This window comes from Streptomyces sp. NPDC057697, from assembly GCF_042799335.1.
Lineage (GTDB): Bacteria > Actinomycetota > Actinomycetes > Streptomycetales > Streptomycetaceae > Streptomyces.
On the sequence record NZ_JBHVJA010000005.1, the window covers coordinates 163456 to 188605 of the forward strand.

Annotated in this window: 19 protein-coding genes and 1 pseudogene; 10 read left to right on the top strand and 10 right to left on the bottom strand. The window is 69.4% G+C overall.

The features are described 5' to 3' along the window. Positions 1-10: 10 nt before the first annotated feature. The 4 genes and pseudogenes from ACFVFH_RS16250 (at position 11) to ACFVFH_RS16265 (ending at position 6237) form a co-directional block, all read left to right on the top strand. Complete coding sequence (locus tag ACFVFH_RS16250; protein WP_383768366.1) at positions 11-2059, top strand: APC family permease; 2049 nt, start codon at positions 11-13, stop codon at positions 2057-2059. Between the two features lie 128 nt (positions 2060-2187). After that, positions 2188-3516: a class I SAM-dependent RNA methyltransferase gene (locus ACFVFH_RS16255; protein ID WP_383768368.1), complete on the top strand. Its 1329-nt coding sequence runs from the start codon at positions 2188-2190 to the stop codon at positions 3514-3516. A 207-nt stretch (positions 3517-3723) separates the two neighbouring features. Then, a pseudogene (locus ACFVFH_RS16260) lies at positions 3724-3942 on the top strand (BREX system ATP-binding domain-containing protein); the annotation flags it as partial. Between the two features lie 213 nt (positions 3943-4155). Then, entirely contained in the window at positions 4156-6237 is a 2082-nt protein-coding gene (locus ACFVFH_RS16265) for a DUF2075 domain-containing protein (RefSeq protein WP_383769033.1), read from the top strand. Positions 6238-6293: 56 nt separating this feature from the next. On the opposite strand, the gene ACFVFH_RS16270 is transcribed toward ACFVFH_RS16265, so the two are convergent. From ACFVFH_RS16270 to ACFVFH_RS16285, 4 genes are all read right to left on the bottom strand, one after another. Further along, positions 6294-6422, bottom strand: coding sequence for a DUF6408 family protein (locus ACFVFH_RS16270; protein WP_274549949.1), 129 nt, complete (start codon positions 6420-6422; stop codon positions 6294-6296). A gap of 197 nt (positions 6423-6619) precedes the next feature. Continuing rightward, entirely contained in the window at positions 6620-8482 is a 1863-nt protein-coding gene (locus tag ACFVFH_RS16275; protein ID WP_383768372.1) for a DNA/RNA helicase domain-containing protein, read from the bottom strand. 216 nt (positions 8483-8698) lie between these two features. Continuing rightward, positions 8699-9454 (bottom strand): hypothetical protein, encoded by a 756-nt coding sequence (locus tag ACFVFH_RS16280; protein WP_383768375.1) that lies wholly within the window; start codon positions 9452-9454, stop codon positions 8699-8701. Beyond that, the gene (locus ACFVFH_RS16285; protein ID WP_383768378.1) at positions 9451-9876 is read right to left on the bottom strand and encodes a hypothetical protein; all 426 of its coding nucleotides are present in this window, start codon (positions 9874-9876) and stop codon (positions 9451-9453) included. The genes ACFVFH_RS16280 and ACFVFH_RS16285 overlap by 4 nt, the downstream gene beginning before the upstream one ends. Positions 9877-10148: 272 nt before the next feature. On the opposite strand from ACFVFH_RS16285, the gene ACFVFH_RS16290 reads away from it, so the two are divergent. After that, positions 10149-10658, top strand: a complete 510-nt coding sequence (locus tag ACFVFH_RS16290; protein ID WP_383768381.1) for a hypothetical protein — start codon at positions 10149-10151, stop codon at positions 10656-10658. A gap of 93 nt (positions 10659-10751) precedes the next feature. Here the strand turns inward: ACFVFH_RS16290 and ACFVFH_RS16295 are convergent, their stop codons facing one another. After that, positions 10752-11165 carry a winged helix-turn-helix transcriptional regulator gene (locus ACFVFH_RS16295; protein ID WP_383768383.1) on the bottom strand — a complete coding sequence of 138 codons (414 nt, stop codon included), beginning with the start codon at positions 11163-11165 and terminating at the stop codon, positions 10752-10754. Between the two features lie 103 nt (positions 11166-11268). Between ACFVFH_RS16295 and ACFVFH_RS16300 the strand changes: the two genes are divergently transcribed. Beyond that, entirely contained in the window at positions 11269-12120 is an 852-nt protein-coding gene (locus ACFVFH_RS16300) for an alpha/beta fold hydrolase (RefSeq protein WP_383768386.1), read from the top strand. A gap of 42 nt (positions 12121-12162) precedes the next feature. On the opposite strand, the gene ACFVFH_RS16305 is transcribed toward ACFVFH_RS16300, so the two are convergent. From ACFVFH_RS16305 to ACFVFH_RS16320, 4 genes are all read right to left on the bottom strand, one after another. Beyond that, on the bottom strand, positions 12163-12558 hold the full coding sequence (locus ACFVFH_RS16305; RefSeq protein ID WP_383768388.1) for a hypothetical protein: 396 nt from the start codon (positions 12556-12558) through the stop codon (positions 12163-12165). Positions 12559-12818: 260 nt separating this feature from the next. After that, a complete protein-coding gene (locus tag ACFVFH_RS16310) occupies positions 12819-12986 on the bottom strand; it encodes a hypothetical protein (RefSeq protein ID WP_383768391.1) in 168 nt (55 codons plus the stop codon). 154 nt (positions 12987-13140) lie between these two features. Beyond that, on the bottom strand, positions 13141-13776 hold the full coding sequence (locus ACFVFH_RS16315) for a response regulator transcription factor (RefSeq protein ID WP_383768393.1): 636 nt from the start codon (positions 13774-13776) through the stop codon (positions 13141-13143). Further along, a complete protein-coding gene (locus tag ACFVFH_RS16320) occupies positions 13764-14996 on the bottom strand; it encodes a sensor histidine kinase (protein WP_383768396.1) in 1233 nt (410 codons plus the stop codon). Before ACFVFH_RS16320 ends, ACFVFH_RS16315 begins: the two co-directional genes overlap by 13 nt. 169 nt (positions 14997-15165) lie before the next feature. Here ACFVFH_RS16320 and ACFVFH_RS16325 point away from each other — a divergent pair, with 169 nt between their 5' ends. The 4 genes from ACFVFH_RS16325 (at position 15166) to ACFVFH_RS16340 (ending at position 21196) form a co-directional block, all read left to right on the top strand. Continuing rightward, positions 15166-15900, top strand: coding sequence for an ABC transporter ATP-binding protein (locus ACFVFH_RS16325; RefSeq protein ID WP_383768399.1), 735 nt, complete (start codon positions 15166-15168; stop codon positions 15898-15900). Next, a complete protein-coding gene (locus ACFVFH_RS16330; RefSeq protein WP_383768402.1) occupies positions 15897-18323 on the top strand; it encodes an FtsX-like permease family protein in 2427 nt (808 codons plus the stop codon). Before ACFVFH_RS16325 ends, ACFVFH_RS16330 begins: the two co-directional genes overlap by 4 nt. A gap of 192 nt (positions 18324-18515) precedes the next feature. Next, a complete protein-coding gene (locus tag ACFVFH_RS16335) occupies positions 18516-19682 on the top strand; it encodes a serine hydrolase domain-containing protein (RefSeq protein ID WP_383768404.1) in 1167 nt (388 codons plus the stop codon). A gap of 338 nt (positions 19683-20020) precedes the next feature. Continuing rightward, positions 20021-21196: a serine hydrolase domain-containing protein gene (locus ACFVFH_RS16340; RefSeq protein WP_383768406.1), complete on the top strand. Its 1176-nt coding sequence runs from the start codon at positions 20021-20023 to the stop codon at positions 21194-21196. A 59-nt stretch (positions 21197-21255) separates the two neighbouring features. Here ACFVFH_RS16340 and ACFVFH_RS16345 read toward each other — a convergent pair whose 3' ends face one another. Beyond that, a complete protein-coding gene (locus ACFVFH_RS16345; protein ID WP_383768409.1) occupies positions 21256-25035 on the bottom strand; it encodes a helix-turn-helix domain-containing protein in 3780 nt (1259 codons plus the stop codon). Positions 25036-25150 lie beyond the last annotated feature (115 nt).

Consider the following 25150-nt stretch of genomic DNA (forward strand, 5'->3'; position numbering starts at 1 on the left):
GATCCTCTGCGTGTCCAAACTGACCGACGTGCCCAAACGGATTCTGATCGGACGGGCGTTGCGCAGCGACAAGCTGGGAGAAACGCTCCTCCCCAAGCGCATCGCCCTTCCCGTCTTCGCATCCGACCCGCTGTCCTCGGTGGCGTACGCACCAGGAGAAGTCCTCCTGGTGCTCTCCGTCGCGGGCGTGTCGGCGTACCACTTCAGCCCCTGGATCGCGCTGGCCGTCGTGGTCCTGATGTTCACGGTCGTCGCCTCGTACCGGCAGAACGTGCACGCCTACCCGAGCGGTGGTGGCGACTACGAGGTCGCCACCACCAACCTCGGACCCAAGGCGGGCCTGACCGTGGCCAGTGCGCTGCTGGTCGACTACGTACTGACCGTCGCCGTGTCGATCGCCTCCGGAGTGGAGAACCTCGGATCGGCGATCCCGTTCGTCGTCGAGCACAAGACGGCGTGCGCGATCGCCGCCATCGTGCTCCTGACCCTGATGAATCTGCGCGGAGTGAAGGAATCCGGCAAGCTCTTCGCCATTCCCACATACCTTTTCGTGGCCGGCGTCTTCATCATGATCATCTGGGGCGCGTTCCGGGGGCTCGTCCTCGGTGACACCATGCACGCCCCGACCTCCGGTTACCAGATCAAGGCCGAACACCAGGGACTCGCCGGATTCGCACTCGTCTTCCTGCTGTTGCGGGCCTTCTCCTCCGGCTGCGCGGCCCTCACCGGCGTCGAGGCGATCAGCAATGGTGTGCCCGCCTTCCGCAAACCGAAGAGCAAGAACGCCGCGACCACCCTCGCGATGATGGGCCTGCTGGCCGTCACCATGTTCTGCGGCATCATCGGCCTGGCCATGGCCACCGATGTGAAGATGGCCGAGAACCCGGCCAAGGACTTGATCAACCACGGTGTACCGGTCGGCTCCTCCTTCGTCCAGGACCCGGTGATCTCGCAGGTCGCGGCAGCGGTCTTCGGTGACGGCACGTTCTTCTTCGTCGTTCTCGCGGCGGCCACCGCACTCGTCCTCTTCCTGGCCGCCAACACCGCGTACAACGGCTTCCCGCTGCTCGGCTCGATCCTCGCGCAGGACCGCTACCTGCCCCGCCAGCTCCACACCCGCGGCGACCGGCTCGCCTTCTCCAACGGCATCGTGCTGCTGGCCGGTGCGGCGATCCTGCTGGTCTGGATCTACGGGGCCGACTCGACCCGGCTGATCCAGCTCTACATCGTCGGTGTGTTCGTCTCCTTCACTCTGAGCCAGACCGGCATGGTCCGGCACTGGAACCGTCATCTGAAGACGGAGAAGGACGCGACCAAGCGCCGTCACATGGTGCGCTCCCGCGCGATCAACACCTTCGGCGCCTTCTTCACCGGGCTGGTCCTCGTCGTCGTGCTCGCGACCAAGTTCACCCACGGTGCCTGGGTCGCGCTCCTCGGCATGGTGATCTTCTACGGGACGATGACCGCGATCCGTAAGCACTACGACCGGGTCGCCGAGGAGATCGCCGCCGACGAGACCCCGTCCGACGAGACGATCCGGCCCTCCAGGGTCCACTCGATCGTCCTGGTCTCCAAGCTCCACCGGCCCACCCTGCGCGCCCTCGCCTACGCCAAGCTGATCCGCTCCGACCGGCTGGAGGCGCTCTCCATCAGTGTCGACCCGGCCGAGACCAAGGCGCTCAAGGACGACTGGGAGCGGCGCGGCATCGACATCCCGCTGAAGATCCTCGACTCCCCGTACCGCGAGGTGACCCGGCCGGTCATCGACTACGTGAAGGGCCTGCGCCGGGAGAGCCCGCGCGACGTCGTGAGCGTGTACATCCCGGAGTACGTGGTCGGCCACTGGTACGAGCACCTGCTCCACAACCAGAGCGCCCTGCGCCTCAAGGGGCGGCTGCTGTTCACCCCGGGCGTCATGGTGACCTCGGTGCCGTATCAGCTGGAGTCCTCCGAGGCGGCCAAGAAGCGCGCCAGGAAGCGCGCCGAATGGAACGCGCCGGGCTCGGTGCGCCGCGGCCCCGTGGAGCGCCGCCCCAAGGAACCGAGCGGCAAGAACTGACCCCTCCTGCCCGCTCCCGCTCGTGTCCCGCTCGCGCGCTGCTCGTGGTAAGCGGCCGGACGACACCCACGTAGACTCGTGGGTTGTTGTCCGGCCGTTTTCCCCTTGATCTCTGGAGCCACCCCCTCATGCAGAACGAACCCACGTCGTCGCTGGTCGGGGAGGAGTACGAGGTCGAGGTCGGCCCCGTCGCACACGGCGGCCACTGCATCGCGCGTACGTCGGAGGGCCGGGTCCTCTTCGTACGGCACACACTCCCCGGCGAGAAGGTCGTCGCCCGGGTCACCGACGGCGAGAGCGACTCCCGCTTCCTGCGCGCCGACGCGGTACGGATCATCGAGGCGTCCAAGGACCGCGTCGAGGCGCCCTGCCCGTACGCCGGGCCCGGCAAGTGCGGCGGCTGCGACTGGCAGCATGCCAAGCCCGGAGCCCAGCGCCGGCTCAAGGGCGAGGTCATCGCCGAACAGCTCCAGCGCCTCGCGGGCCTCACCCCCGAGGAGGCGGGCTGGGACGGCACGGTCATGCCGGCCGAGGGCGACAAGCTCCCGGCGGGCGAGGTGCCCGCCTGGCGGACCCGCGTCCAGTACGCCATCGACGAGGACGGCACGGTCGGCCTGCGCAAGCACCGGTCGCACGACGTGGAGCCCGTCGAGCGCTGCCTGATCGCGGCGCCCGGCGTCACGGAGCTGGGCATCGAGAAGCGGGACTGGCCCGGCATGGCCACGGTGGAGGCCATCGCCGCCACGGGGTCCCACGACCGCCAGGTCATCCTCACCCCGAGGCCCGGCGGCCGACTGCCCCTGGTCGAGCTGGACAAGCCCGTCTCGGTGATGCGCGTCGACGAACGCGACGGCGGCGTCCACCGCGTGCACGGCCGCGCCTTCGTCCGCGAGCGCGCCGACGACCGCACCTACCGCGTCGGCTCCGGCGGCTTCTGGCAGGTCCACCCGCAGGCCGCCAACACCCTGGTCCGCGCGGTCATGCAGGGCCTCCTGCCCCGCAAGAACGACATGGCCCTCGACCTCTACTGCGGCGTCGGCCTGTTCGCCGGTGCCATCGGCCAGCGCATCGGCGAAAAGGGCGCCGTCCTCGGCATCGAGTCCGGCAAGCGCGCGGTCGAGGACGCCCGCCACAACCTGAAGGACCTGGACCGCGTCCGCATCGAACACGGCAAGGTCGACCAAATCCTCCCGCGCACCGGCATCACCGAATGCGACCTCATCGTCCTCGACCCGCCCCGCGCGGGCGCCGGCAAGCAGGTCGTCAACCACCTGGCAGCCCTGGGCGCCCGCCGCATCGCCTACGTCGCCTGCGACCCGGCAGCCCTGGCGAGGGACCTGGCGTACTTCCGGGAGGGCGGGTACCGGGTGCGGACGCTGCGGGCGTTCGATCTGTTTCCGATGACGCATCATGTGGAGTGCGTGGCGATTCTTGAGCCGGCCGCGAAGGGCTCCTGACCTGCGGTTTTGTGGGTGCGCGGTATGTACCCTGTGGGCGTTACGGGCGATACCTTGACGCTGGGATGACGCATGTGACGCACGTTTGACGCCCCCCGTCGGCGGAGCCTGACGGGGCGTCGGGCGTGGAGGGGTGCCTCCCGCAGCAGGTCGTGATCTTGCCGGGGGAGGTGTCCTTTCGGCTAGCGGGCGACCGAGCGCGTCGGTGTCGCAATTCTCCAGGGACTCATCACCGTGCTGCGTGACTGCGGGCACCCCGTTCTCCTTTTCGTCTTCGTCCTCGACGAATTCGAAACACCGCAACGCGTCCGAGGCGATGTCCGTGAGAAGGCGCTCAACGCGCTGCGGCAACTGCTCGACGAGATCGACGAGCGGGTCGACGACGCGTACATCGGTGATCTCGCCGTGGTCGTCACCGGTGGGCCCGGCGGTAGGGCCGGAGGCGCACTGCACGACTCGTACCGCTTGATCCAGCCACGATCGCGGTAGTTTTTGTCGACAGCCGTGGTGACGTTTCTCGGCAGGGCCAGTCCCTACCTAGGATCACCACAACCGAATCGCGGCCCGACGGGCTTCCTGGACAGGACACGCCCCCACCCGCACGAATCACTCGTGCCCTGGGGGAACCACCTCGTGTCCATGCTCCTGCTGAAACTCTCCGCGCAGGACCTGCTCACTCTGCACTCGCGTCGCCGCATGGTCCCGCACCTTGCCGCCCGGTGGCGCTACTTCCGCGGCGCTGAAGCCTCCGCCGGAGAGCGTTCCGCGTGGGCCGAGAGCTTGATCAGCCTTGCCAACGACCTGGTCGCGGCAGATCGCGGCAACGTGGAAATGATCGTCGAGTGTGCCGCCACGGTCGAGGAAACCGACCATCCGTCGCTGGTGGACGTCGTGCTTGTCGGGCGGCACCCGCAGGAGAACCGTCCGTCCGTGCAACTGGTGGAACTGAAGCGCTGGTCGACCGTCACCAGGATCGAGCGGGCCACCGCGGCTCTGGTGGACGTGCCGGGCATGGGCAAGAAGAAACACCCGGCATTGCAGCTCCGCGAGCACTACCAGGCCTTCACCAGTGGCAAGGGCCCCTTCGGGGGGCTGGACATCGAGTGCGGTGGTTTCGCCTACCTGCACAACGCCACGCAGGACTCGGTACGTCCACTCATTGACGTGGGTGCGCCGACGGGTGCCTATGCGCGGGTGTACACGGGTGATCAGCGTGCTGAACTGCTCGACAGACTCAGGAAGAGCTTCGATGCCCACGGCGGTGCCTCCGAGGCCGAGGCGATGCTGCAGAGCATGGGGCTGCGTAACACCCCGTTGCTCGATGCCATGATCCGGTCCCGTGGCACCGACACAGTCTTCACCCTGCGTGGGCGGCAGAAGACCGCGGCGGACCAGATCCTGGAAACGGCTGCCACGGTTCTTCCGGACCTCTGGGAACCGGCCCTGGTGCCGGACGAAAGGCGTGTGGTCTTCCTGGTGACCGGCGGGGCCGGCACCGGGAAGAGCGCCATCGGTCTGCAGGTCAAGAAGAAACTCGAAGCACAGGGCCGGACGGTCAAATACGCCAGCGGTAGCCGGGCCTTCAACGGGGCTTTGAGAGACCATGTCAGCTACGGGGACGGCAAGTTCAAGAAGACGTTCACCTATTTCAGTAGTTTCGTCGAAACACCGGACCCGCCCCTGGACGTACTGATTTGTGACGAAGCCCACCGTCTGCGCGAGCGCTCCACGAACACCAGGGACGCGAGGAAGTCGGGCACCCGTCCTCAGGTGGATGAACTCCTCGATGCGTCGCGTCTGACGGTCTTCTTCATGGATGAGCGGCAGTCCGTACGTCCAAAGGAGGTGGGCACACCCAATCTGATCAGGGAAGCGGCAGACCGGTACGGCGCCCAGCTCGTTTCCTACGATCTGCGCGAGCAGTTCCGGTGTGGTGGCAGTGATGCCTATATCCGCTGGGTACGCGCTCTGCTAGGGGTGACTGACGGTGAGCCGGAGCTCTGGAGGCCCGACGGCCTCATGCACGTAGAGGTCGCGGACACCCCCGAGGAGCTCGAGCAGGTCATCCGGGCCGAGTCGCATGCGGGCGCTTCCGCACGCATGGTCGCAGGGTACTGCTGGCCTTGGACCAAGCCCTTGGGCAAGGAGAGAAGGCTGGAAGCCGACGTCCGCATCGGCGAGTGGCATCGACCGTGGAACGCGGACAGCACGAGCTTCTGCGAAGGAGGAGCACCGCCATCGAAAATCTGGGCCGTACACGAGGGTGGTCTGGGCCAGGTGGGCTGTGTCTACACGGCGCAGGGCCTGGAGTGGGACTGGTGCGGTGTGATCATGGGTGAGGACATGGTCCGCCGCGGAGACGAGTGGGTCTTCCGGCGTGGGAAGAGGCGTAGGGAGACCTCGAAAATCTGGCGCGTGGCCCAACCTGGTTCGTTCGACCCCGAAGTCAAGGCATCCACTGTCGGTCCCGACGAATTCGCGCTACTCGTACGCCAGGCGTACCACGTGCTCATGACCCGAGGCAGTCGGGCGACGGTGTTGTACTCGACGGACGAGGAGACCCGCGCCTACTTGAAGAAATGGGTGGGCCCGGCGGAGATCCACGGGCTTCGTCCCACCATGCAGAATCGGCACGAGAGGGATCGTGCGCCGCATGAGCCCCGGCCGAATCGCCGCAAGTCCGGCAAGCGGCGGATCCCCGGTCCTGACCGTCTCTTCTGATCAGGAGCGTCCGATCATGTGGTGGCGGGCTCACCGGGCCCGCCACCACACCTGCGTCAGAAGAGCAGGTTCGCCAACGCGGTCAGGGCTGTCACCAGAAGGCTGGAGACGGCTCCGGCAGCGATGTCGATCAGGATTTCGCGAATCCGTTCACGACGCGCGAGCTTGTACTCGACGGGGGTCATACGGCCACTCCAGGTTGTGAGATCGGAATGGCAGGGGGCGCCCTACCGGGCAGCCACGCTCACGTCGTGTGTCATCACACGACGGGCACAACCATTCTTCGATCACAGCCTGTTCGGCCTCGTGCATGAACCTCGGCCTCGTACCCTCCGGGAAGGTGCGCAGCGAGATCATGGTACCGGCAGACGCGCGCCGCGGCTCAGAGAATAAGGGAGCGGAGCTTCTCGCGGGTCTCGGGATCCGTCGAGTAGAGGACCGTTCCGATCATGCCGCGGGTCAGCAGCACCTTGTACGTGTTGCGGACGAGACGGCCGACGTCTCCGTCCGGCGTCGCCTTGGTGAACGAAGGATCCTTCGAAGCCGTGCGGTCGACCACCCATCGGTCGGTCCGCCAGACCAGGTCCGGACCCATGATCACGCCCGACCAGTCGTACTCGAAGCCCTGCGCCGTGTAGACGCACCCGATCTGTCCGAACCCGGCAGGGTCGGTGGCCCAGAGAGGCGCGGGCGGGGCCCCGAGCAAGGCGCGGTCACCGAAGAGGTTCCACGGCCTGGCCCAGTCGCCGATCACCACGTCGGTGGGCAGGGCGTGCATGCTGGGAGTGATCTTGGTCGTCCACTTCCAGCAGTAGCCCGCGGACATGCGAGCGCTGTAGCCCTGGGACCTTTGGGCAGCAAGGAAATCCTCCAGCTCCTGCGGGCTGTCGACAGTCGAGAGCAGCACCTTGCCGTCCGGCTCCCAGGCGACGGGGGAGTTCCCCTCGATTCCCAGGAGGTCGACCACCCACCGCAGGTAGGCATCGCTGCCGCCGCACCGGAACTGGCTGTCGAGCTCCACCACCGTGCTGTCGAGGCCCAATTCGGCCGCGGCATCCTGGATCTGCTCCACGGTTCCCATTTCGCCCGGACGCACCACCTGGTGCTGGTCCAACAGGAAGACCGGGACCCGGGCCGCGTCCATCAGCTCCGCCACCTGGGGGCGGCCGGTCCGTAGAGCTGCCTTGGTGTAGCGGTTGGCGGAGGTCTTGCGCAGCCGGTGCGCCTCGTCGCACACGAGCACGTCGAGGTCGTTCGGCTCGGATTCCATGAAGCTGTTGAAGTAGCGGAAGAGCCTTTGGACCTCGGGTTTGCGGGCACCGGCTACCTTGCGCATCGTCTTGGTGAAGGACTGTGAACCAGTGGCGTGCAGGGCCGGCACACCGCGCCGATAGAGGTCGCCCAACAGGGAGAGGGCAATCACGCTCTTGCCGGAACCCGGCCCGCCGGCCACGATCACGACCTGCTTGCGATTGGACCGACGAGCTTGGCGCACTGCCGACATGACTGTTTCGTAGGCCAGCCGCTGTTCGTCCAACAGTACGAACTGCTCCCGATCGCGTACCTCTTCGGCGGCAACGGCCATCAGCTGCCGTGACGGCCGCACCTTGCCCTGCAGCAGGGCGTCTGCCGCTTCGGCACCCGGCTTCGCCGCAAGCCTCGAGCGGAGGTAGCCGAGGAAGGCTCCACGCTGGTCGCCGGTGAACATCCGGCCGCGCTCGTCTTCCGTGACGGCGCGTAGCCCGGCCACACTGAAGTCCGTTGCGTTGTGGAGGTAGGCGACCCCCGCGACCGAGTCGGGAATCTGTTCCAACGCTCCGTTGAACGAGATGAGGTAATCGCAGTAGCCGCGCACCTGCTCAATCGGGTTGAGGACCGCATCCGGGTAGGCGTCGATGCGGCACAGCAGCGGATCGCCTTCCTCGGGACGGGCCTCGCTCCACTGTTTCAGCTCGACCACTACGTACGAGGGCTCTCCGGTACTCGGATGAACACCGGCGAGTACCACGTCCGCGCGCTTGCTGGTCAGGGGCAGCGCGTACTCCAGCAGCATCTCGACTTCGCCGAGCCCGGCTTCGACGAGCGCGTGGGTGAGCGCCGGGATGCTGCGTTCCCAGGAGCGCACTTCCGAAGGGTGGGGCATGTGGCGGTGCTTGTGCAGGAAGTTCTCGCTCAGGAGGTCGGTCAGCCGTTCTTCAAGACGGGTGCGGTTGGCCAACGACGCCGCGGACTCACGGAACAGCAAGGAAATGCCCCCAGGCAGCACGAAGTAGCTCGTGCGGGTGGGGGCATGTCCTTCGGTTCCACGGAAGTGGAGCGGAAGCCCGTCGGGCCGCTGAGATGGTCCCGCCATCCTAGAACAGGGCGTGAATCATGCGCCTGAGCTGGTCAGGGGCTCAGGGGAACACTCGATTTCGTTGACGACGTCTGGTCCTGGTACGGACCTTGAATACATCCGTGGTCATCGGACGGCGCCCCACACCGTGATGTCGCCGGCGTAATTACCGCTGTCCTCGTCGAACGCTCCTGTGGTGACTGCGGCGATGCGTCCCTTCCTGGACTTTACGCAGTATCGCTTGCCCGTAGTGATCGGTAGGGTCTCCGAGCCCTGTGTGGTGATCAGCTCCGAGCACTGATGCAGAGTGGGCTTCGTGGTGCCGTCCCAGAGGGCAACCGTCGGTTTGGTGGTGAACCATCCTCCGCCGAGTCCGTATATCTCGTCCCCGCCGGCATCGCTGGTCTGGTCGTAGTGGATCCAGAAGCTGGCTCCGGTGTTGCTGGACAGCACGGACGGTGGATCCGAGTCGAGGTTGATGTAGGTCAGTCTCATCCCGCCCGACCACAAAGGAGTGTCTGCCTGTGAACTCGGCGACTTCATGGGATTCGACGCGCTTGCCGGTGGCGCGGCGGCCGCGGGTGGGGATGTGTCGTGGGACCGTGCGGAGTTGCTCGGGGGTGCTGATCGCCGGCCTTCCGTATCACCTGCCGTCGAAGCCCCGGCGAACTCGACCACCAGCACCACGAGGGCGGTGATCAATACGACACCGATGAGGATCATGATCTGATTCACCGGGTAGTGATGGTGATGTTCGGTTCGCTGGTCGATCTGCTGGTCGCGTCCCGCTTGATTGACTTGCCCGTGCCCGGTCGCGCGGCCCTGGCTGCGAGCCGAGCTCGTGGGGTGCTTTCCGCGCTCTTCTGGCTGCGGACGGCTCATCGCTCGGTGATGTGCTGGTCGCGACCTGCCTGGTAGACGCGGCCCTTTCCAGTTGAGCGGGCGGTCATACGAACCTCTCCGACGTCCGCGCTTCTGCCCGAGGGAGCCGGGTTCAGTTCGTCCAGGAGCTCACGAAGCGCAGCCGCGATGTCGGGCCTGTCCACGAGCAGGCGACGTACGCGCCCCTGCCATTCCGCACGGAGTTCCGTCTCGGACAGCTCATCACCGTTCTCACGAGCAGCGAGCAGGTCCGCCCGCCCGGCTTCGAGTTCGGCCCCGAGGGTTTCGGCGCGTTCGGGATGAACGCGACGCCACAATGCGACGAATCCGTCGCGCGCATAGTTCCAGGTGTCTGTCGCCATCGCGCCGACGAGCGTGGCTCCAGCCGTGCGCGCCAAGTCCATGGCCATCTCCGGGCCCATCACGCCCCCTGTCTTCCCAGCGCTACGTTGCACAGTTGACAGCGTCGATAAGAGATAATAAAGCGTTTCGGCTTGAGGGGACCGGTAGTTGACTCGATGGGTTCGGGGGACCGGCAGTGGGGCGCCAGTTACTCGTCAGCCCAAAAATGGCCGTGCTGGAGACCCTGATCCCCAGGGGCAAGGAGTCGGGACAGCCCTTAGGATTACGCATGTCTGTTGGTACAGACGCGTGTCTGTTGGTGCAGCGGAGCGAACTGGGGAAGGTGCGACGGGTGCCGAAGCTTCACGTCATCACCGGTGCGCCGGGGGCCGGAAAGTCCACGCTCCTGCAGCACCTGGGTGCGTACCCGTTCGCCAGCGCCGACTTCGATGAACTGCCCGAGTCGGATGGCAGGCTGCTGGGCATCGACATCACCTCTCCTTCGGCAAGTCCCGTGTGGCCCGCCTACAACAGACTCTGGGCAAAGATCGCGGCCATGATGCTCCGGTCCGGCCGACCGGTATTGATCCTCTGCCCCTTGACTCCGAGCGAGTGGGCAGGCGCAGCCTTCGGAGACGTCGTGGATCCCTCGTGCGTCGCCTGGGCACGTCTCGACTGCGTCGACGCGGACAGACGTGCCCGTCTTGCCGCTCGCGGGTGGGACCGGGAGCAGATCGAGGAGGCGATCAAGGACGCCGAAGAACTCCGGTGCGTGGTGCCTCAGCAGTTCACCACCACCGGCCGGAGTCCTGTCGAGGTCGCGGCCGCCATGGCCGACTGGGTCTCCAGCGGCTCGGAGTGACACTTCCCGCGAGTGGCCGAGACGTTGGCGGGCGGGAAGATCGAGGACCGGATCCGGCGTGGTCCATCTAAAGATCCACTTTCGCACCAGGCCCTAACGGGAACGCGACTCGTCGGCCAACCGGTTGCTGTGGTCGATCTCCGGCATGTGCTTCTCGGCCCAGACCCGTAGGGCGGAGAGCGGTTCTTCGAGGGACAGGCCCAACTCGGTGAGCCGGTAGTGGACGGCGGGTGGCACGGTGGGTTCCACGCGGCGTGCGGCCAGGCCGTCGCGGACCAGGCTCTGCAGGGTGACGGACAGCATCTTCTGCGAGATGCCCGGGATGCGGCGCCGCAGTTCCGCGAAACGGAGTTCGTCCGGAGCCTCTTCGGCCAGCACCTTGACCGTCATCGACGTCCATTTGGTGCCGATACGGTCGAGCAACCGGCGGGTCGGGCAGAGCGGGTCCAGCAGGTCCCCGCGTTCACCGGGGCGCTGGTCGTGGTCGTCGGGCCTCGGCGTGGTCACCTGGGGCTCACCGCCTGAAGGGAAAGTGCCGTCTTGGGCGGACCAGGATAGTTCCCTAGCGTGACCCGGTCACCATCACTCACCGAGTACCTGGAGTCCCGCCATGCCCGAGCTGCGACGCGTCCTCGCCAACGGTGTCGAACTGAACGTCGCCCTCTCCGGATCGGGCCCGGCTGTCCTGCTGTTGCACGGCTTCCCGCACACCTGGGAGCTGTGGACGGACGTCATGGCCGATCTGTCCGCCCGCTACCGCGTCATCGCGCCGGACCTGCGCGGGTTCGGGGCGAGCGGCCGGGCCGCCTCCGGGTACGACGCGGGCACCCTGGCCGAGGACGCCGAGGCGCTTCTCACCACGCTCGGTGTGTCCTCGGCCGCGGTGGTGGGCATCGACGCGGGCACCGCGCCCGCCTTCCTCCTCGCCCTGCGCCGCCCCGGTCTCGTCCGGCGCCTGGTCGTCATGGAGTCCCTTCTGGGCAGGCTGCCCGGCGCCGAGGGCTTCCTTGCCGACGGGCCGCCGTGGTGGTTCGGCTTCCACTCCGCCGCGCCCGGACTTGCCGAGACCGTGCTGGAGGGCCACGAAGGTGCCTACGTCGACTGGTTCCTGGACGCCGGCACGCTCGGCGACGGAGTGCGCCCCGCCCTTCGGGACGCGTTCGTCCGCGCGTACACCGGCCGCCAGGCGTTGAGCTGCGCGTTCTCGTACTACCGGGCCCTGCCCGAGAGCGCGTTGCAGATCGAGCAGGCGGTCGCGACCGCACGTCTGACGGTGCCGACGATGGCGCTGGGCGCCCGGCCCGTCGGTTCCGCGCTGGAACGCCAACTCCGCCCGGTCGCCGACGATCTCACCGGACACATCATCGAAGACTGCGGCCACATCATCCCGCTGCACCGGCCACGCGCCCTGCTCACGCTGCTGCGTCCGTTCCTGGCCGGTGAGGACGCGCGAGCGGTGTGACGGGGGGCGGGCCGGCAGGCGAAGTGCGCCCTGAGCTCTCTTCTATCCGCGGGAGTCTGTTGCCGGGGTGGGCGGGCCCATGACGGCGTCGAGCTCTTCGACGATCCTACGGAGTTCGCGGGCACCGCGCTGCGACATCGCTTGCATCACGCCGTCGAGCAGCGCACGGCCTTCGAGAGGGTTGCCGCAGCAGTACCAGTGGACGTCGCCGAACTCGTCGTCGTGCCAGAGCTCGCGCTCGGGGCGCCGGACGTACTCCTTCCACAGGCGTAACGCCGCGCCGATGTCGCCCGGTTGGAGATGGTTCCGCGTGCGTTCGAGCCGGACGAGCTCCGACAGTGTGCGCGGGGAGAGGCGGTCGATGACCGGTTGTGTCCTCTGTGACCGGCGCCGGTCCGGGATTTCGCACCGGATGCGCCCTGGCCGCCTACGCGGCACGGACCTTTCGGTTGATCGTCATGCCGCACATGGTGCCACGGTCCGAACGACGCCTCGAACCGGTTTGCCGCTACGACGTCGGTCGGACCGTCGAACGCCCCGAGAGCCCCAGGCGATCGGCAAGTCCGGACGATCTCGGTGGACGAGGAGCACGTGGACGAAGAGCAGGCCGAGGGGGTGTCTGTCTCTCGTACAGACATGAGGAGGGGTGTCCGGCTTGCCGCCGGACACCCCTCCTCATGCGCTCGCGCCGCTACGGGTCACTCCTTGCTGCTGGTCAGCCACAGTCCCAGCGCCGATCCGACCCAGACGACGCCGGTACCGACTCCGGCCAGAACCCTCATGGTGCCGGTGTAGTGGGCGAAGGTGCTGACGTAGACCGCCGCCGCCGTGGAGACGAGGAGCAGTAGCCAGAGCACGGGCTTCATCAGGGGTTCCTCCTGTTGTGCGCCCCGGGTGGCCCGATGGGCGCCAGGGGTGGGATCTCTTATGCCTCCACCTTCTCCCCGCACCCCCGGTCGGCACATCGGACCTTTCCCCCGAACCCGGGGTGTAGCCTGCTACACCCTTCCGGGGCGCAGGTCAGGCGTTCAGGTAGGCGAGCACCGCGAGGACCCGGCGGTGGCCGCTGTCGCTCGGCGGCAGGTTCAGCTTGGCGAGGATGCTGCCGATGTGCTTGCTGACGGAGCGTTCGGTGATGAACAGGGTCGTGGCGATCGTGGGATTGTCCAGGCCCTGCGCCATCAGCCCGAGAACCTCCCGCTCCCGGGGCGAGAGCGCGTCGAGCGGGTCCCGGCGGCTCATCAGCTGGGAGACGACCTCCGGGTCCAGCGCCGTTCCGCCCGCGGCGACGCGCTCCAGCGCGTCCTGGAACTCTTCGATGTGTCCCACGCGGTCCTTGAGCAGGTAGCCGATCCCCGAGGCGCCCTGTCCGAGCAGCTCGGCGGCGTAGCTCTCCTCGACGTACTGGGAGAGCACCAGGAGCGGCAGGCCGGGAACGAGCTTCCGGGCCTCGATGGCGGCACGCAGCCCCTCGTCGCGGAACCCGGGCGGTAGCCGGACGTCGAGGACGGCCACGTCCGGCCGGTGTTCGAGCAGGGCGGGGACAATCTCCGGCCCGCTTCCCACGACGGCCACGATCTCGTGTCCGACGTCCTCCAGGAGCAGAATCAGGCCTTCGCGGAGAAGGACGTTGTCCTCCGCGATCACGATCCGCACGGAAGCACCACCTCAATCGTCGTTCCGGAACCGACAGGGCTGTCGATCCTCGTTGTACCGTCCAGGGCGGCGACCCGTCGATGTACCCCGGCGAGTCCGCTGCCGGAGGTGGAGCCGGGGGTGGCCCCGCCGCACCCGTCGTCCTGCACGACGACGCGCAGCGTGGGGCCGTCGTACCGGAGCGACACCTGAGCACGGCTCGCTTCGCTGTGCCGGGAGATGTTGGTCAGCGCCTCGGCGACGACGAAGTAGGCGGCCGCCTCGACCGCGGCGGGGGGACGGCGGTCGGTCTCGGGCAGGTCCAGGGCGGTGGGGATCGGTCGGCCCGCGGCCAGGGAGCGGATGGCTCCGTTCAGTCCCCGGTCGGAAAGGATCGGCGGGTGGATGCCTCGGATGACGGTGCGCAGTTGGACGAGTGCGTCGTCCACGGTGGTCCTGGCTTCGAGAATCATCCTCCTGGAACTCTGAGGGTCCTTGTCGAACCGCCGGTCGGCCAGGGCCAGGCGCATGGCCACCGCCACGAGCTGCGCCTGGGTGCCGTCGTGGAGGTCGCGTTCGATCCGTCGGAGTTCCGCCTCGTGGGCCTGGAGGGCTCCGGCGCGCGAGGTGGTCAGCTCCTCGATCCGCCGGCCGGGGCCGGTCCACGTACCGAGCATGATCTCCGCGATCCATGTCTCCAGCTTCACGGCGGCGGGGGCCAGCCAGAAGAAGAAGGCGGTGAAGAGCCAGGCACACACCGCGGACAGGACGATCGCCTGCATCCAGGTGGTGAGGGGGGCCGCAAGGAGGGTGAGGGTTCCACCGGGGACGGTCCACCACCACAGCGGGATGGAGATCGTCAGCAGCAGACTGAGGAGCACTCCCAGGACGAGGACGGGAAGGGCGAGCCCCACGACGCCGTGCACCAGCATCCACGCGGTGTCCTTGCGGGTGCTCGGGAACCGCAGCAGTTGGAGCGTGCGCCGGTAGGCGTTGCCCTCGGGTGTCGGGTAGGGCCGGCATACGGGGCGGCCGAGGACGCGTTCGGCGCGTCGGCGTTCGGCATCGGCCAAGGCGCGCAACGGCTGTACCGCCCACGGCAGGATCGGGGCGAAGATCAGCGTGAAGCAGACCAGCGGCAACAGAAAGTAACCGGCCAGCGAAGGCAGAGCGGTGGCGAGTCCACCCAGCAGATACTGTGTGGATCGTAGGCTGTGGAGTGCTCTTGCCTTCAGGTCCATGGGGCAAGACGGTACTTCACGGGTCTTCCCTTGTCACAGGTGTGCGCTCCACCTGGCAGGTGGAGCCCGCTACACCCCCGGTTCGGGAGCGGGACTGCTGCCGCCCGCTCGGTTTGCGCGATTACGTTCGGTACTCGTTCTGACCGACGAGGGAACCGAAGGACCCACCATGCAACCGATGACGACGAGCCGGGCCACGCCGTTCGCCGTGTCTCTGGAAGAGGTCTCCCAGTCCTACGGCAAGGTAACCGCTCTGGACCGGGTCAACTGGGGGTTCCGCAAGGGCAGTCTCACCGCGATCATGGGCCCGTCCGGATCGGGCAAGAGCACCTTCCTGCACTGCGCCTCCGGCCTCGACCGGCCCAGCAGCGGAACGGTACGCCTCGGTGACCTGGACATGGGCGGGCTCCGTGAGACGGAGCTGACCCGGCTGCGCCGCGAACGGATCGGGTTCGTCTTCCAGGGCTACAACCTCATGCCCTCGATGGACGTCGAGCGCAACATCACACTCCCGCTGTCTCTCGGCGGCCGCCAGGTGGACAAGCACTGGCTGGACGAAGTGGTCCACCGGGTGGGGATGGCCGGCCACCTGGACCGGCTTCCGGCACGGCTGTCCGGCGGCCAGCAGCAGCGCGTGGCGGTCGCCCGGGCGCTCGTCACCCGTCCCGAGATCGTCTTCGCGGACGAGCCGACGGCCGCGCTCGATCCGAGGTCGGCCGAGCACGTGCTGAAACTGCTGCGTGACGCGGTCGACCAGATGGGGCAGACGGTCGTGCTGGTCACCCACGACCCGGCGGCGGCCGCCTGGGCCGACAGCGTCGTCTTCCTGAGCGGGGGCAGGATCGTGGACGAACTCACGACGCCCTCCGCCGCAGCCGTCCTGGCCCATTGGGGGACCCTGTGAGGCGCGGAATAGCCGCCGGAGTGGCGGCGGCACTGCTGTGCGCGGCCGCGTTGACGGGCGCGTTCGGGGTCCTGTTGGAGTCCGCGCTACGGGCGCACGGAGCGACCGACCGCTATGAGCGCGCCGTGGCCGTCGTCGCCGCGAGCCAGCGCGTGGAAGACGTCCGGCGCGAGAGTTCCGACCAGGCCGATCCCAGGCCGCTGGTGGAACGGGCCCGGGTGCCGGTATCGGTGGCGGACCGGGCGCGGACGGTGCCGGGAGTCACACAGGTGATCGCGGACGTCTCGCTGCCGGTGGTCACCGCCGACGGGGCCGAGCGGACCGGCCGCGGCTGGGACGCGACCGCGCTCACCGCCGTCGAGTTGCGCGCCGGCCGGGCTCCGCAGGCAGCACACGAAGTCGCGGTGGACTCCGGCAGCGGCAGGGCCGTCGGGGACACCATCCGTCTCCAGGCCGGCGGCGGGGCGCCGGAGTCCTACCGGGTCAGCGGCCTGGTGGCCGACCGGTCCGCCGCGGGCCACGACGTCTGGTTCGGCCAGCGCACGGCACAGGTCCTCAGCGGCCACTCCCGGCACGCGGACGCGCTGGTCGTGCTCGGTACGAAGGGGACGTCCGTCCAGTCGCTGCGGGCGGCGGCCCCCGGCCTCGTCGTCTCGACCGGCGCGGACCGCGGCGACGTCGAGAACCCCGAGGTGGCGGCGGCACGACTCGACCTGATCGGCGTGTGCGCGTCGATCGGCGGTGTCGCCCTCCTGGTGGTGATGCTGATCCTGACGGGCCTCCTGGACGTGTCCGTACGGGACCGCACCCGCGAGCTCGCCGTCCTGCGCGCCATCGGTGCCACCCCCCGGCAGGTCCGCCGGGTGATCGTCCGCGAGACGCTCAAGGTCGCGGTACCGGCGTCGCTCCTGGGCGGTCTGCTCTCGCTGGGGCTCGGCACTCAGCTGCACCGCTTCATGGCCGAGCAGGGCGTCCTGCCCCCGGCGCTGGGGCTCGTGCTGGGACCGTTGCCCGTCGTCGGCGCCCTGGTGCTCACGGTCCTCACCGCAGTCGGTTCCGCCTGGCTCGCGGCACGACGCGTCTCCCGGATCCGGCCGGCCAAGGCCGTGAGCGAGACCTCCACCGAGCCGACTCGGCTGCCGCGCTGGCGCATGGTCACCGGACTGGTGTTCCTGGCCGTCGGTCTCAGCTCGGCCGCCACCGCGTTCGCGTTCGGCGGGCAGGTGGCGACCGCGGCCATGGGCGGACTCGTGCTCTCCCTCATCTGGGCCACGGCCCTGCTGGGCCCCTGGATAGCCCGAGCGGGAATCGTTGTGCTCAGCCCCGTCATGCGTCTGCTGTTCCCGGTCCCGGGGCGGCTTGCCACCGACACGGCCACCGCCGCGGCCGTGCGACTCGCGTCGGTCATCACACCGATCGCGCTCGCGCTCTCCTTCGGCGCCAGCCAGCTGTTCGTACAGACCACCGCGGTCAACGCCACCCGGACACAGGCGGCCGCGGGTCTGCGCGCGGACCACGTCCTCGTCTCCGACGGGCCAGGCGTGCCCCGGGCCATGTACCAGGCGGTGAAGGAGACGGCCGGGCCCGGGACCGTGACCGCGGTGAAGCGCACCACCGTGGTGATGTCGGTCGCGGACCAGCTCCAGTCCCTGCCCACCCAAGGGGTGAAGGGCGCGCTGTCGAACCTGGACCCGGGCGTGAAGGCGGGCTCGCTGAAGGACCTGCGCGGCAAGAACACGGTCGCGCTCAGCACGAACGTCGTCGGCGCGGACGAGGTCGGCACGACCGTGTCCCTCTGGCTCGGCGACGGCACCCTGATCCGGCCCGAGGTGGTGGCCGTCTACGGCCGCGGCCAAGGCTTCGGGGACGTCCTGCTGCCGCACGACGTGGTCACCCCCCACGTCACCGACGCGGGCCACGACGACTACCTCCTGGTGAAGGGGGAAGCCGACCTGCGACCGGTGCTCGACCGCTTCCCCGGGACGCATGCCACGTCCGCCGGACAGTACAGCGCGGCCCTCACCGAGAAGGCCCGCCAGCAGGGACTGCCGGGGCTGTTCGCCGTCGCGGCGATCTCGCTGTTCACCCTGATCGGCGTGGTGACCACCCTGGCCGTCGCCACCGCGTCCCGCCGTCGTGAACTGGCTCTGCTCCGGCTGATCGGCGCGACCCGCGGCCAGGTCCTGGCGATGCTGCGGCTGGAGACCTGTTTCGTGCTCGGTACGGGGGCCGCCGTCGGCTCCCTGGTCGCGGCGGTGACACTGCTGGCCTTCGGCGGCGCGGTGACCGGTCTGTCCGCGCTGTCGGTGTCCCCCTCGGTCTGCGCGGCGATTCTCGGCACGGTGTTCGTGTCGGGCATGGCAGCCGTCATGCTGCCCGCCCGCCGGCTGCTGCGCCGCCGAAGGTCTCCTCGCATCGTGTGACGGAACCGGATCCCGCCTCTCCCACGCCCCCGCCTTCGGGCGGGGGCACGGGAGGAGGGCCGTTCCCTCGTGCGCCGCGACCATCACGGGACCGGGCCGAGCCACCGGCAGGCCCGCCCCCACACGACCACCTCTTCCTGACCCACTGACGCTGTTCCCCCGCTGATTTTCCCTACTGACAGGAGTTGTTCCATGCGCGCACGCGTATCGTCGAGGTTCCGTCCCGCCCTTTCGCGGGGTGGCCGGCGTAAGGTTTTGCTGGCTGTGACGGTGCTCACCGGTGCTGTCATGACTACGGGTGCGTTGTTTCCGCCCGTGGCTTCGGCTGCCAGGCCGGATGCTGTTCAGAAGAGCTTGAACGCCTTGGTGTCCGAGGACGGGATGCCCGCCGCGTTGGCCAGTGTCGGGGATCGCGGGGGCCGGATGCGTAGTTATGCCGCGGGTGTCGGTGACCTCGGGACCGGGGCGAAGGTGCCCGTGGACGGGCAGGTGCGGGCGGGCAGCAACACCAAGGCGTTCACGGCCGTGGTGGTGTTGCAGCTGGTCGCCGAGAAGAAGGTCGTTCTGGACGGTCCCGTCGACACGTATCTTCCGGGCCTGTTGCGGGGTGAGGGGATCGACGGGCGTCACATCACCGTCCGTCAACTCCTCCAGCACACCAGCGGCCTGCCCGATTACGTGGACCAGCGCGCGATCCTCGGGGATCCGCAGAGGTACTACGAGCCGCGCGAGCTCCTCGACGGCGCCCTGAAGCAGAAGGCCCACTTCTCCCCGGGCGCGAAGTGGGAGTACAGCAACACGAACTACCTGGTCGCGGGTCTGATCATCCAGAAGGTCACCGGCCGCCCGCTGGGCGAGGAGATCAACCGGCGCGTCGTCGACCGCATCGGACTGCGCCACACCTACTTCCCCACGCCCGGAGACATGACCATCCGCGAGCCCCACCCCAAGGGCTACCACCGAGACTCGGCCGACTCTCCCTGGCGCGAGATCACCGAACTCGACCCGTCCTGGGGCTGGGCCGCGGGTGCGGTGATCTCCACCAACAGCGACCTCAACCGCTTCTACACCGCCCTCCTCGGTGGCAAACTGCTGCCTCCGGCCCAGCTCGCCCAGATGCGCACCACCGTTCCCGCGGAGGCGTTCGGCCCGGGTGTCCGTTATGGACTGGGCCTGGCCAGCACGCCGTTGCCGTGCGGCGGCTCGTACTGGGGCCATGGCGGCACCATTCCGGGATACATCACCCTGGGAGGTGTCACGGAGGGCGGCCGTGCGGTCAACATCGCACTGACCGCCATCCCCACCGACACCGCCGCACAGCACGCGCGGACCGCCGTCGAAACGACCCTGTGCCGCTGACCGCCTCACCCCTCCCACCGGAGAACCGCCGCCCCCGCCCCACGGTCGCAGACATCCGGTGACGGCGGGTCGGCGCCGACGGGCGGGAACCCTGTCGCCTCCGGCGCTCGACGGTACCGGTCGCCGCTCCCGCTCGTGGGGGCGGCGGCCGCTGCCCCCGGCGGGCCCGTGCTCACGAGCGTCGCCAGGTCACCGGAGCGACGGCCCGCCCGACACCGCTCCGAATCCTGCAAGCGCCCGTGTCCGGCCCCCGGGGGCGGAATCCGCCACCGTCACCACCGAGACCCGCGGCGACTCACTCTTCGATCGCCCTTCACCTTCACCACAGGAGTTGTTCCATGCGCGCACGCGTATCGTCGAGGTTCCGTCCCGCCCTTTCGCGGGGTGGCCGGCGCAAGGCGTTGTTGGCCGTGACGGTGTTCACCGGTGCTGTCGTGACTGCCGGTGCACTGTTCCCGCCCGTGGCTTCCGCCGCCCGGCCGGATGCTGTTCAAAAGAGCCTGAACGCCTTGGTGTTCGGTGACGGGATGCCTGCTGCGCTGGCCAGTGTCGAGGATCGCGGGGGGCGGATGCGTCACTACACGGCGGGTGTCGGTGATCTCAGGACCGGGGCGAGGGTGCCGGAGGACGGGCAGGTGCGGGCGGGCAGCAACACCAAGGCGTTCACGGCCGTGGTGGTGTTGCAGCTGGTCGCCGAGAAGAAGGTCGTTCTGGACGGTCCCGTCGACACGTATCTGCCGGGCCTGTTGCGGGGTGAGGGGATCGACGGGCGTCACATCACCGTCCGCCAACTCCTCCAGCACACCAGCGGACTGCCCGAATACATGGAATCCCCTGTCTTCGCGGACTTCCCCGCCGTCCGGTACCGGTACTTCGAGCCGCGCGACCTGCTCGACGGCGCACTGGCCCAGAAGGCCCACTTCTCCCCGGGCGCGAAGTGGGAGTACAGCAACACGAACTACCTGGTCGCGGGTCTGATCATCCAGAAGGTCACCGGCCGCCCCGTGGGCGAGGAGATCGAGCGGCGCGTCATCGACCGCATCGGACTGCGCCACACCTACTTCCCCGCCCCCGGAGAGACGACCCTCCACGAGCCCCACCCCAAGGGCTACGAACGGGAGGAGGCCGACGGACCTCTGATCGACTACACCACGATGGACATGTCCATGGGCTGGTCCGCGGGTGCTCTGGTTTCCACCAACAGCGACCTCAACCGCTTCTACACCGCCCTCCTCGGCGGCAGACTCCTGCCCCCGGCCCAGCTCGCCCAGATGCGCACCACCGTCCCCGCAGAGGAACGCGGCCCCGGCGTCCGCTACGGACTGGGCCTGACCAGCACGCCGCTCTCGTGCGGCGGCGTCTACTGGGGCCACGGCGGAACCGCCCTGGGATACCGGACACGAGGAGGCGTCACGGAGGACGGACGCGCCGCCGGTATCGCGGTGACCACCGCCCCCACGGGTGCGGCCTCCCAGCGGGTGGAGGCCGCCGTCGACACGGCGCTGTGCCGCTGATCCGGCCCCGGTGACCGAGCCGCGCCACTCCGTCCGCGCCCTGGAACGCCCGGTCGGGATCAGCAGGTCCTGCGGTAGGGGATGTCGGGCAGGTACGCCTTCCACCGCGCGCGGGAGAGCCCGGAGCCGGTACGGGTGCAGACCTGCCGAGCCACCCGGGCGGGAGCGATGCCGTACGTCTGGAAACGGACGTGCGCGCCCGCCGCGTGCAGTGTGGTGCCGTCCCGGTCGAAGGCGAGGGCGAGGGGAAGGTCGCCGGGGGTCGGGAAGGCGGAGCCGAGGGGGCGGCTGGAGGCCACGTCCCAGAGCCGGACGGTGCCCCCGCTGCCGGCCACCGCCAGTGTGGCGCCGTCCGGCGAGAAGACGAGCGCGGTGACGGACTCGCCGGGTCCCGTACCGGTCGCACCGACGCGATCGCGCACGTCGCCGTCCCACACGGTGACATGACCCAGGGCGTTGCCCGCCGCGAAGTACGCCCCGTCCGGGCTGAAGGCCAGCACGTCGGCCGTGCCGTCGCCGAGTGCGCGGTAACGCGTATTTCCGGTACGGAGGTCGGTCACCTGGTCCCGCGCGGTGACGAGCAGTCGCTGGTCGTCGCGGACGGCCATGCCCCCCGCGGGAACGTCGTCCAGTGTCCGGAGGAGTTTCCCGCGCGGCAGGTCCCAGACCTCCACGACCTGCCGTGTGGTGGTCCGGGACACGTACAGCGTGCGGCCGTCGGGGCTCAGCGCCAGTCCGTCGACGCCGGTCGTTCCGTCCGGGTCGGGGCGGACGGTGATGCTTGCGCGCCTGCGGTGTGTCGACGTGTCCCAGACGGTGACGGGCTGTCCGGAAGGTGTGTCCGGGAGGGTTCCGCTCCGGGCGTACGCGAAGGAGCGGCCGTCGGCGCTCAGCGCCATCAGGTTGAGGCAGTCCAGGCGTTCCGGTGCCGCTTGCGGTCCCTCGTCCCCGACCGCGGCCGTCTCGTTGTCGGCGCGCGGCTCCAGAGGGGCGTCGGCCGCCGGCTCGGGGCCGGCGGCCTCGACGGGGCACGGCTTGTCCGGCAGGGTCAGGAAGGACTTGCCGGTCCGGGTGTCCCACAGGCGGACACCCGTGTCGCCCTTGCCGTCCGCCGGGGCGCTCAGGGCGGCCGACATCCGGCCGTCCCGGGAGAGCAGGGCGTCGTCCACGGTCTGCCGACGCCAGCCGGAGCCGGTCGCCGGGCCCAGCGCCAGGGACCGGACGGCCGTGCCCGAGCTGTCGAGGTAACGGATCTCGGCCGAGGCGAAGTCCACTTCGAACTGGTCGGCCGTCTCGTTGACCAGGGTGTGGCGGAACACGGGGGCGGCATCCGGGGAAGCGAGACGCCACAGGAGGACCTGCCCCTCCTCGTCGATCGCGGCGACGAACCGGCCGTCCCGGCTGAACCGCAGGTCGGCCGCCCCCTTCGTGTCCAGCCTGGCGAGTTCCCGCCCCGAGGCGATGTCCCGGACGAGGACTTCGGTGGGGGACCCGAGCGCGATGGCGGTGCCGTCCGGCGACAGGGTCAGCCCGGTCCGGGAGCAGAAGTGCCGCCCGTACTCGGCCGCCCGGGGCAGGGGCAGGGCGGCCCGGCGGGAGACGTTCCAGATCCGCAGCGAATGCCGGGCGCCGCAGATCGCCACCCGGCGTCCGTCCCCGCTGATGACGGCTTCCGACGCCACTTCTCCTTCGTCCACCACCGGGACGCGCAGCCGCAGCCGGTGACGTGCTACGTCCCAGACCCGCACCTCGGTCGCGGTCCGGACCAGGAGACTGCGCCCGTCGCCGCTGAAGGCGACGGTCGTCGGCACCTCCGCGCGCAGGCGGCCCGTCGGCCGTCCGGTGCGGACGTCCCACAACGTCACGGAGTCTTCCCGGCTCAGCGCCAGCGTTCTGCCGTCCGGGCTGATCACGTCGTCGTCGGGGCCGGACAGCCTCCCGCCGGGCCCCGGATAGGTGTGCGTGAGCCGGTGGGTGCGCAGGTCCCAGACGCGGACGTGGTCGTGGGAGGCCGACACCAGGGTCCGTCCGTCGCCGGTGAGACGGCGGACGGCGAGGCGGTCGTCGCGTTCCGGGACGGTGAAGACGTCCCGTTCCCGGCGGTTGAGCGCGGACAACACGGCCGAGCGTGTCTCCGCGGTGTGGGCGAGCCGCCAGGACACGACGCTCAGCCGGGCCGCCATGACCGGGTCGGTGGCGCGCATGCTGTCGGCCACCGCCGCGATCCGGCGTGCCTCGGACTCCCGGTGGCGGCGGTCACTGGTGCGGGACTGCTGCCAGGCGGTGACGCCCGCCACGAGAGCGAGCGCGAGGAGGGTGGCGAAGGCGGTCAGCAGGGTGCGGCGGCGGCGCAGTTCACGCCTGCGGGTGGTCCGGCCGGCGGTCAGGAAGGCCTGCTCCACGGAGGTCAGTGGCTCCTCGGAGAGGTGTTCCTCCGCCATGGCCAGGCGCGTGCCCCGGTAGAGGGCCCCGGGATCACGGGCCAGGGCCTCCCAAGCGTCGGCCGCTTCCGTCAGACGGCGATGGGTGCGCAGGCGGTCGCGGGTCTCCTCGACCCAGGCGCGCAGACGGGGCCAGGACGTGATGAGGGCCTCGTGGGCGAGGTCGACCGTGTGGTCGTCGAGAGTGAGCAGCCGCGCCCGCGCCAGACGGCCGAGGACCGGAGCCACCTCGTCGGCCGGGGCGAAGTCCAGCTCCGTACGGTCGACGGGGCGGCGGGTGTCCGCGGAGCCCTCGCCGGGGGTGATCAACCGCAGCAGCACCAGCCGGGCCAGCTCCGCTTCGTCGGCGGACAACCCCGTGTAGATCTCCTCGGCGGTCTTGGCGATCGCGCCGTGAACGCCGCCCGCCGCCTCGTACGCCTCCACCGTCAGCGCACGGCCCCGGCGACGGCGCCAGGTCTCGCGCAGGGCGTGGGAGAGCAGTGGTAAGCCGCCGGGCTCGCCGACCACCGCCTCCACGAGACGGGCGGTCAGCTCGCGTTCGACGATGAGCCCGGCCGTTTGCGCCGGTCCGACGACCACCTCGCGCAACTCGGCGCGATTCATCGGCCCCACCAGCAGGTTGGCCTCCCGCAGCGCGTCGGCCAGCTCGCGGTGCTCGGCACAGCGGCCGTAGAAATCGGCGCGTACGGCGATCACGACGCGCAGCCCGCTGTCCGGCCGGCGGGCGGCGAGCAGGGCCTCGATGAACTCGGTGCGCTCCCGCGTGTCCCGGCACAGCGTGAAGACCTCCTCGAACTGGTCCACCACCAGGACGGTGTCGCCGTCGGCGTCCCTCGGCGTCAGTGCCTTCGCACGGGTGCGCAGCGGATGCTCGCCCGGAGTGAGGACACGGATCTCCGCCAGGGAGGCGCCCTCGGTGCGCAGCGCGGGGATCAGCCCGGCCCGCAGCAGCGAGGACTTGCCGCTGCCGGACGGGCCGAAGACGGCCGCGAAGCGGTGCGTCAGCACCAGTTCGCGTACGTCCTCCACCAGCGTGGAGCGGCCGAAGAACCGCTCGTGGTCCCCGGTTTCGAACCGGGCCAGCCCCTGGTACGGCGACGGCCCGTCGTCGTCCCCGCGGCTGCGGACCACCGACTCCTCGAAGGCCGCGCGCCATCGCCGCTCCCACTCCCGCGCATCGCCGCCGCAGGCCGCCACGTAGGCCAGAGCGACCGCCAGCGACGGCATCTGCTCCCCGGCCGCGGCCTGCGACAGCGAGGTGACCGAGTAGTCGGCCCTGCGTGCCATCTCCCGGTAGGTCAGCCCGCCCGCCTCGCGCCGCAGCGTGCGCAACTCGTCCGCGAACCGCTGCACCGGCCCCTCGGCCGGATCCAGTGGTGTCTCACGACGCCCCATTCCACTGATCCCCTCGTGTCCCTCTGCCCCGTGTCATGGCCACGGTAGGAACCCGCCGCGTGCACCGCCAAGCGCTTGTCCCGGCCCGCCGGTCGGCGCTCGATGTTTGTTCGGT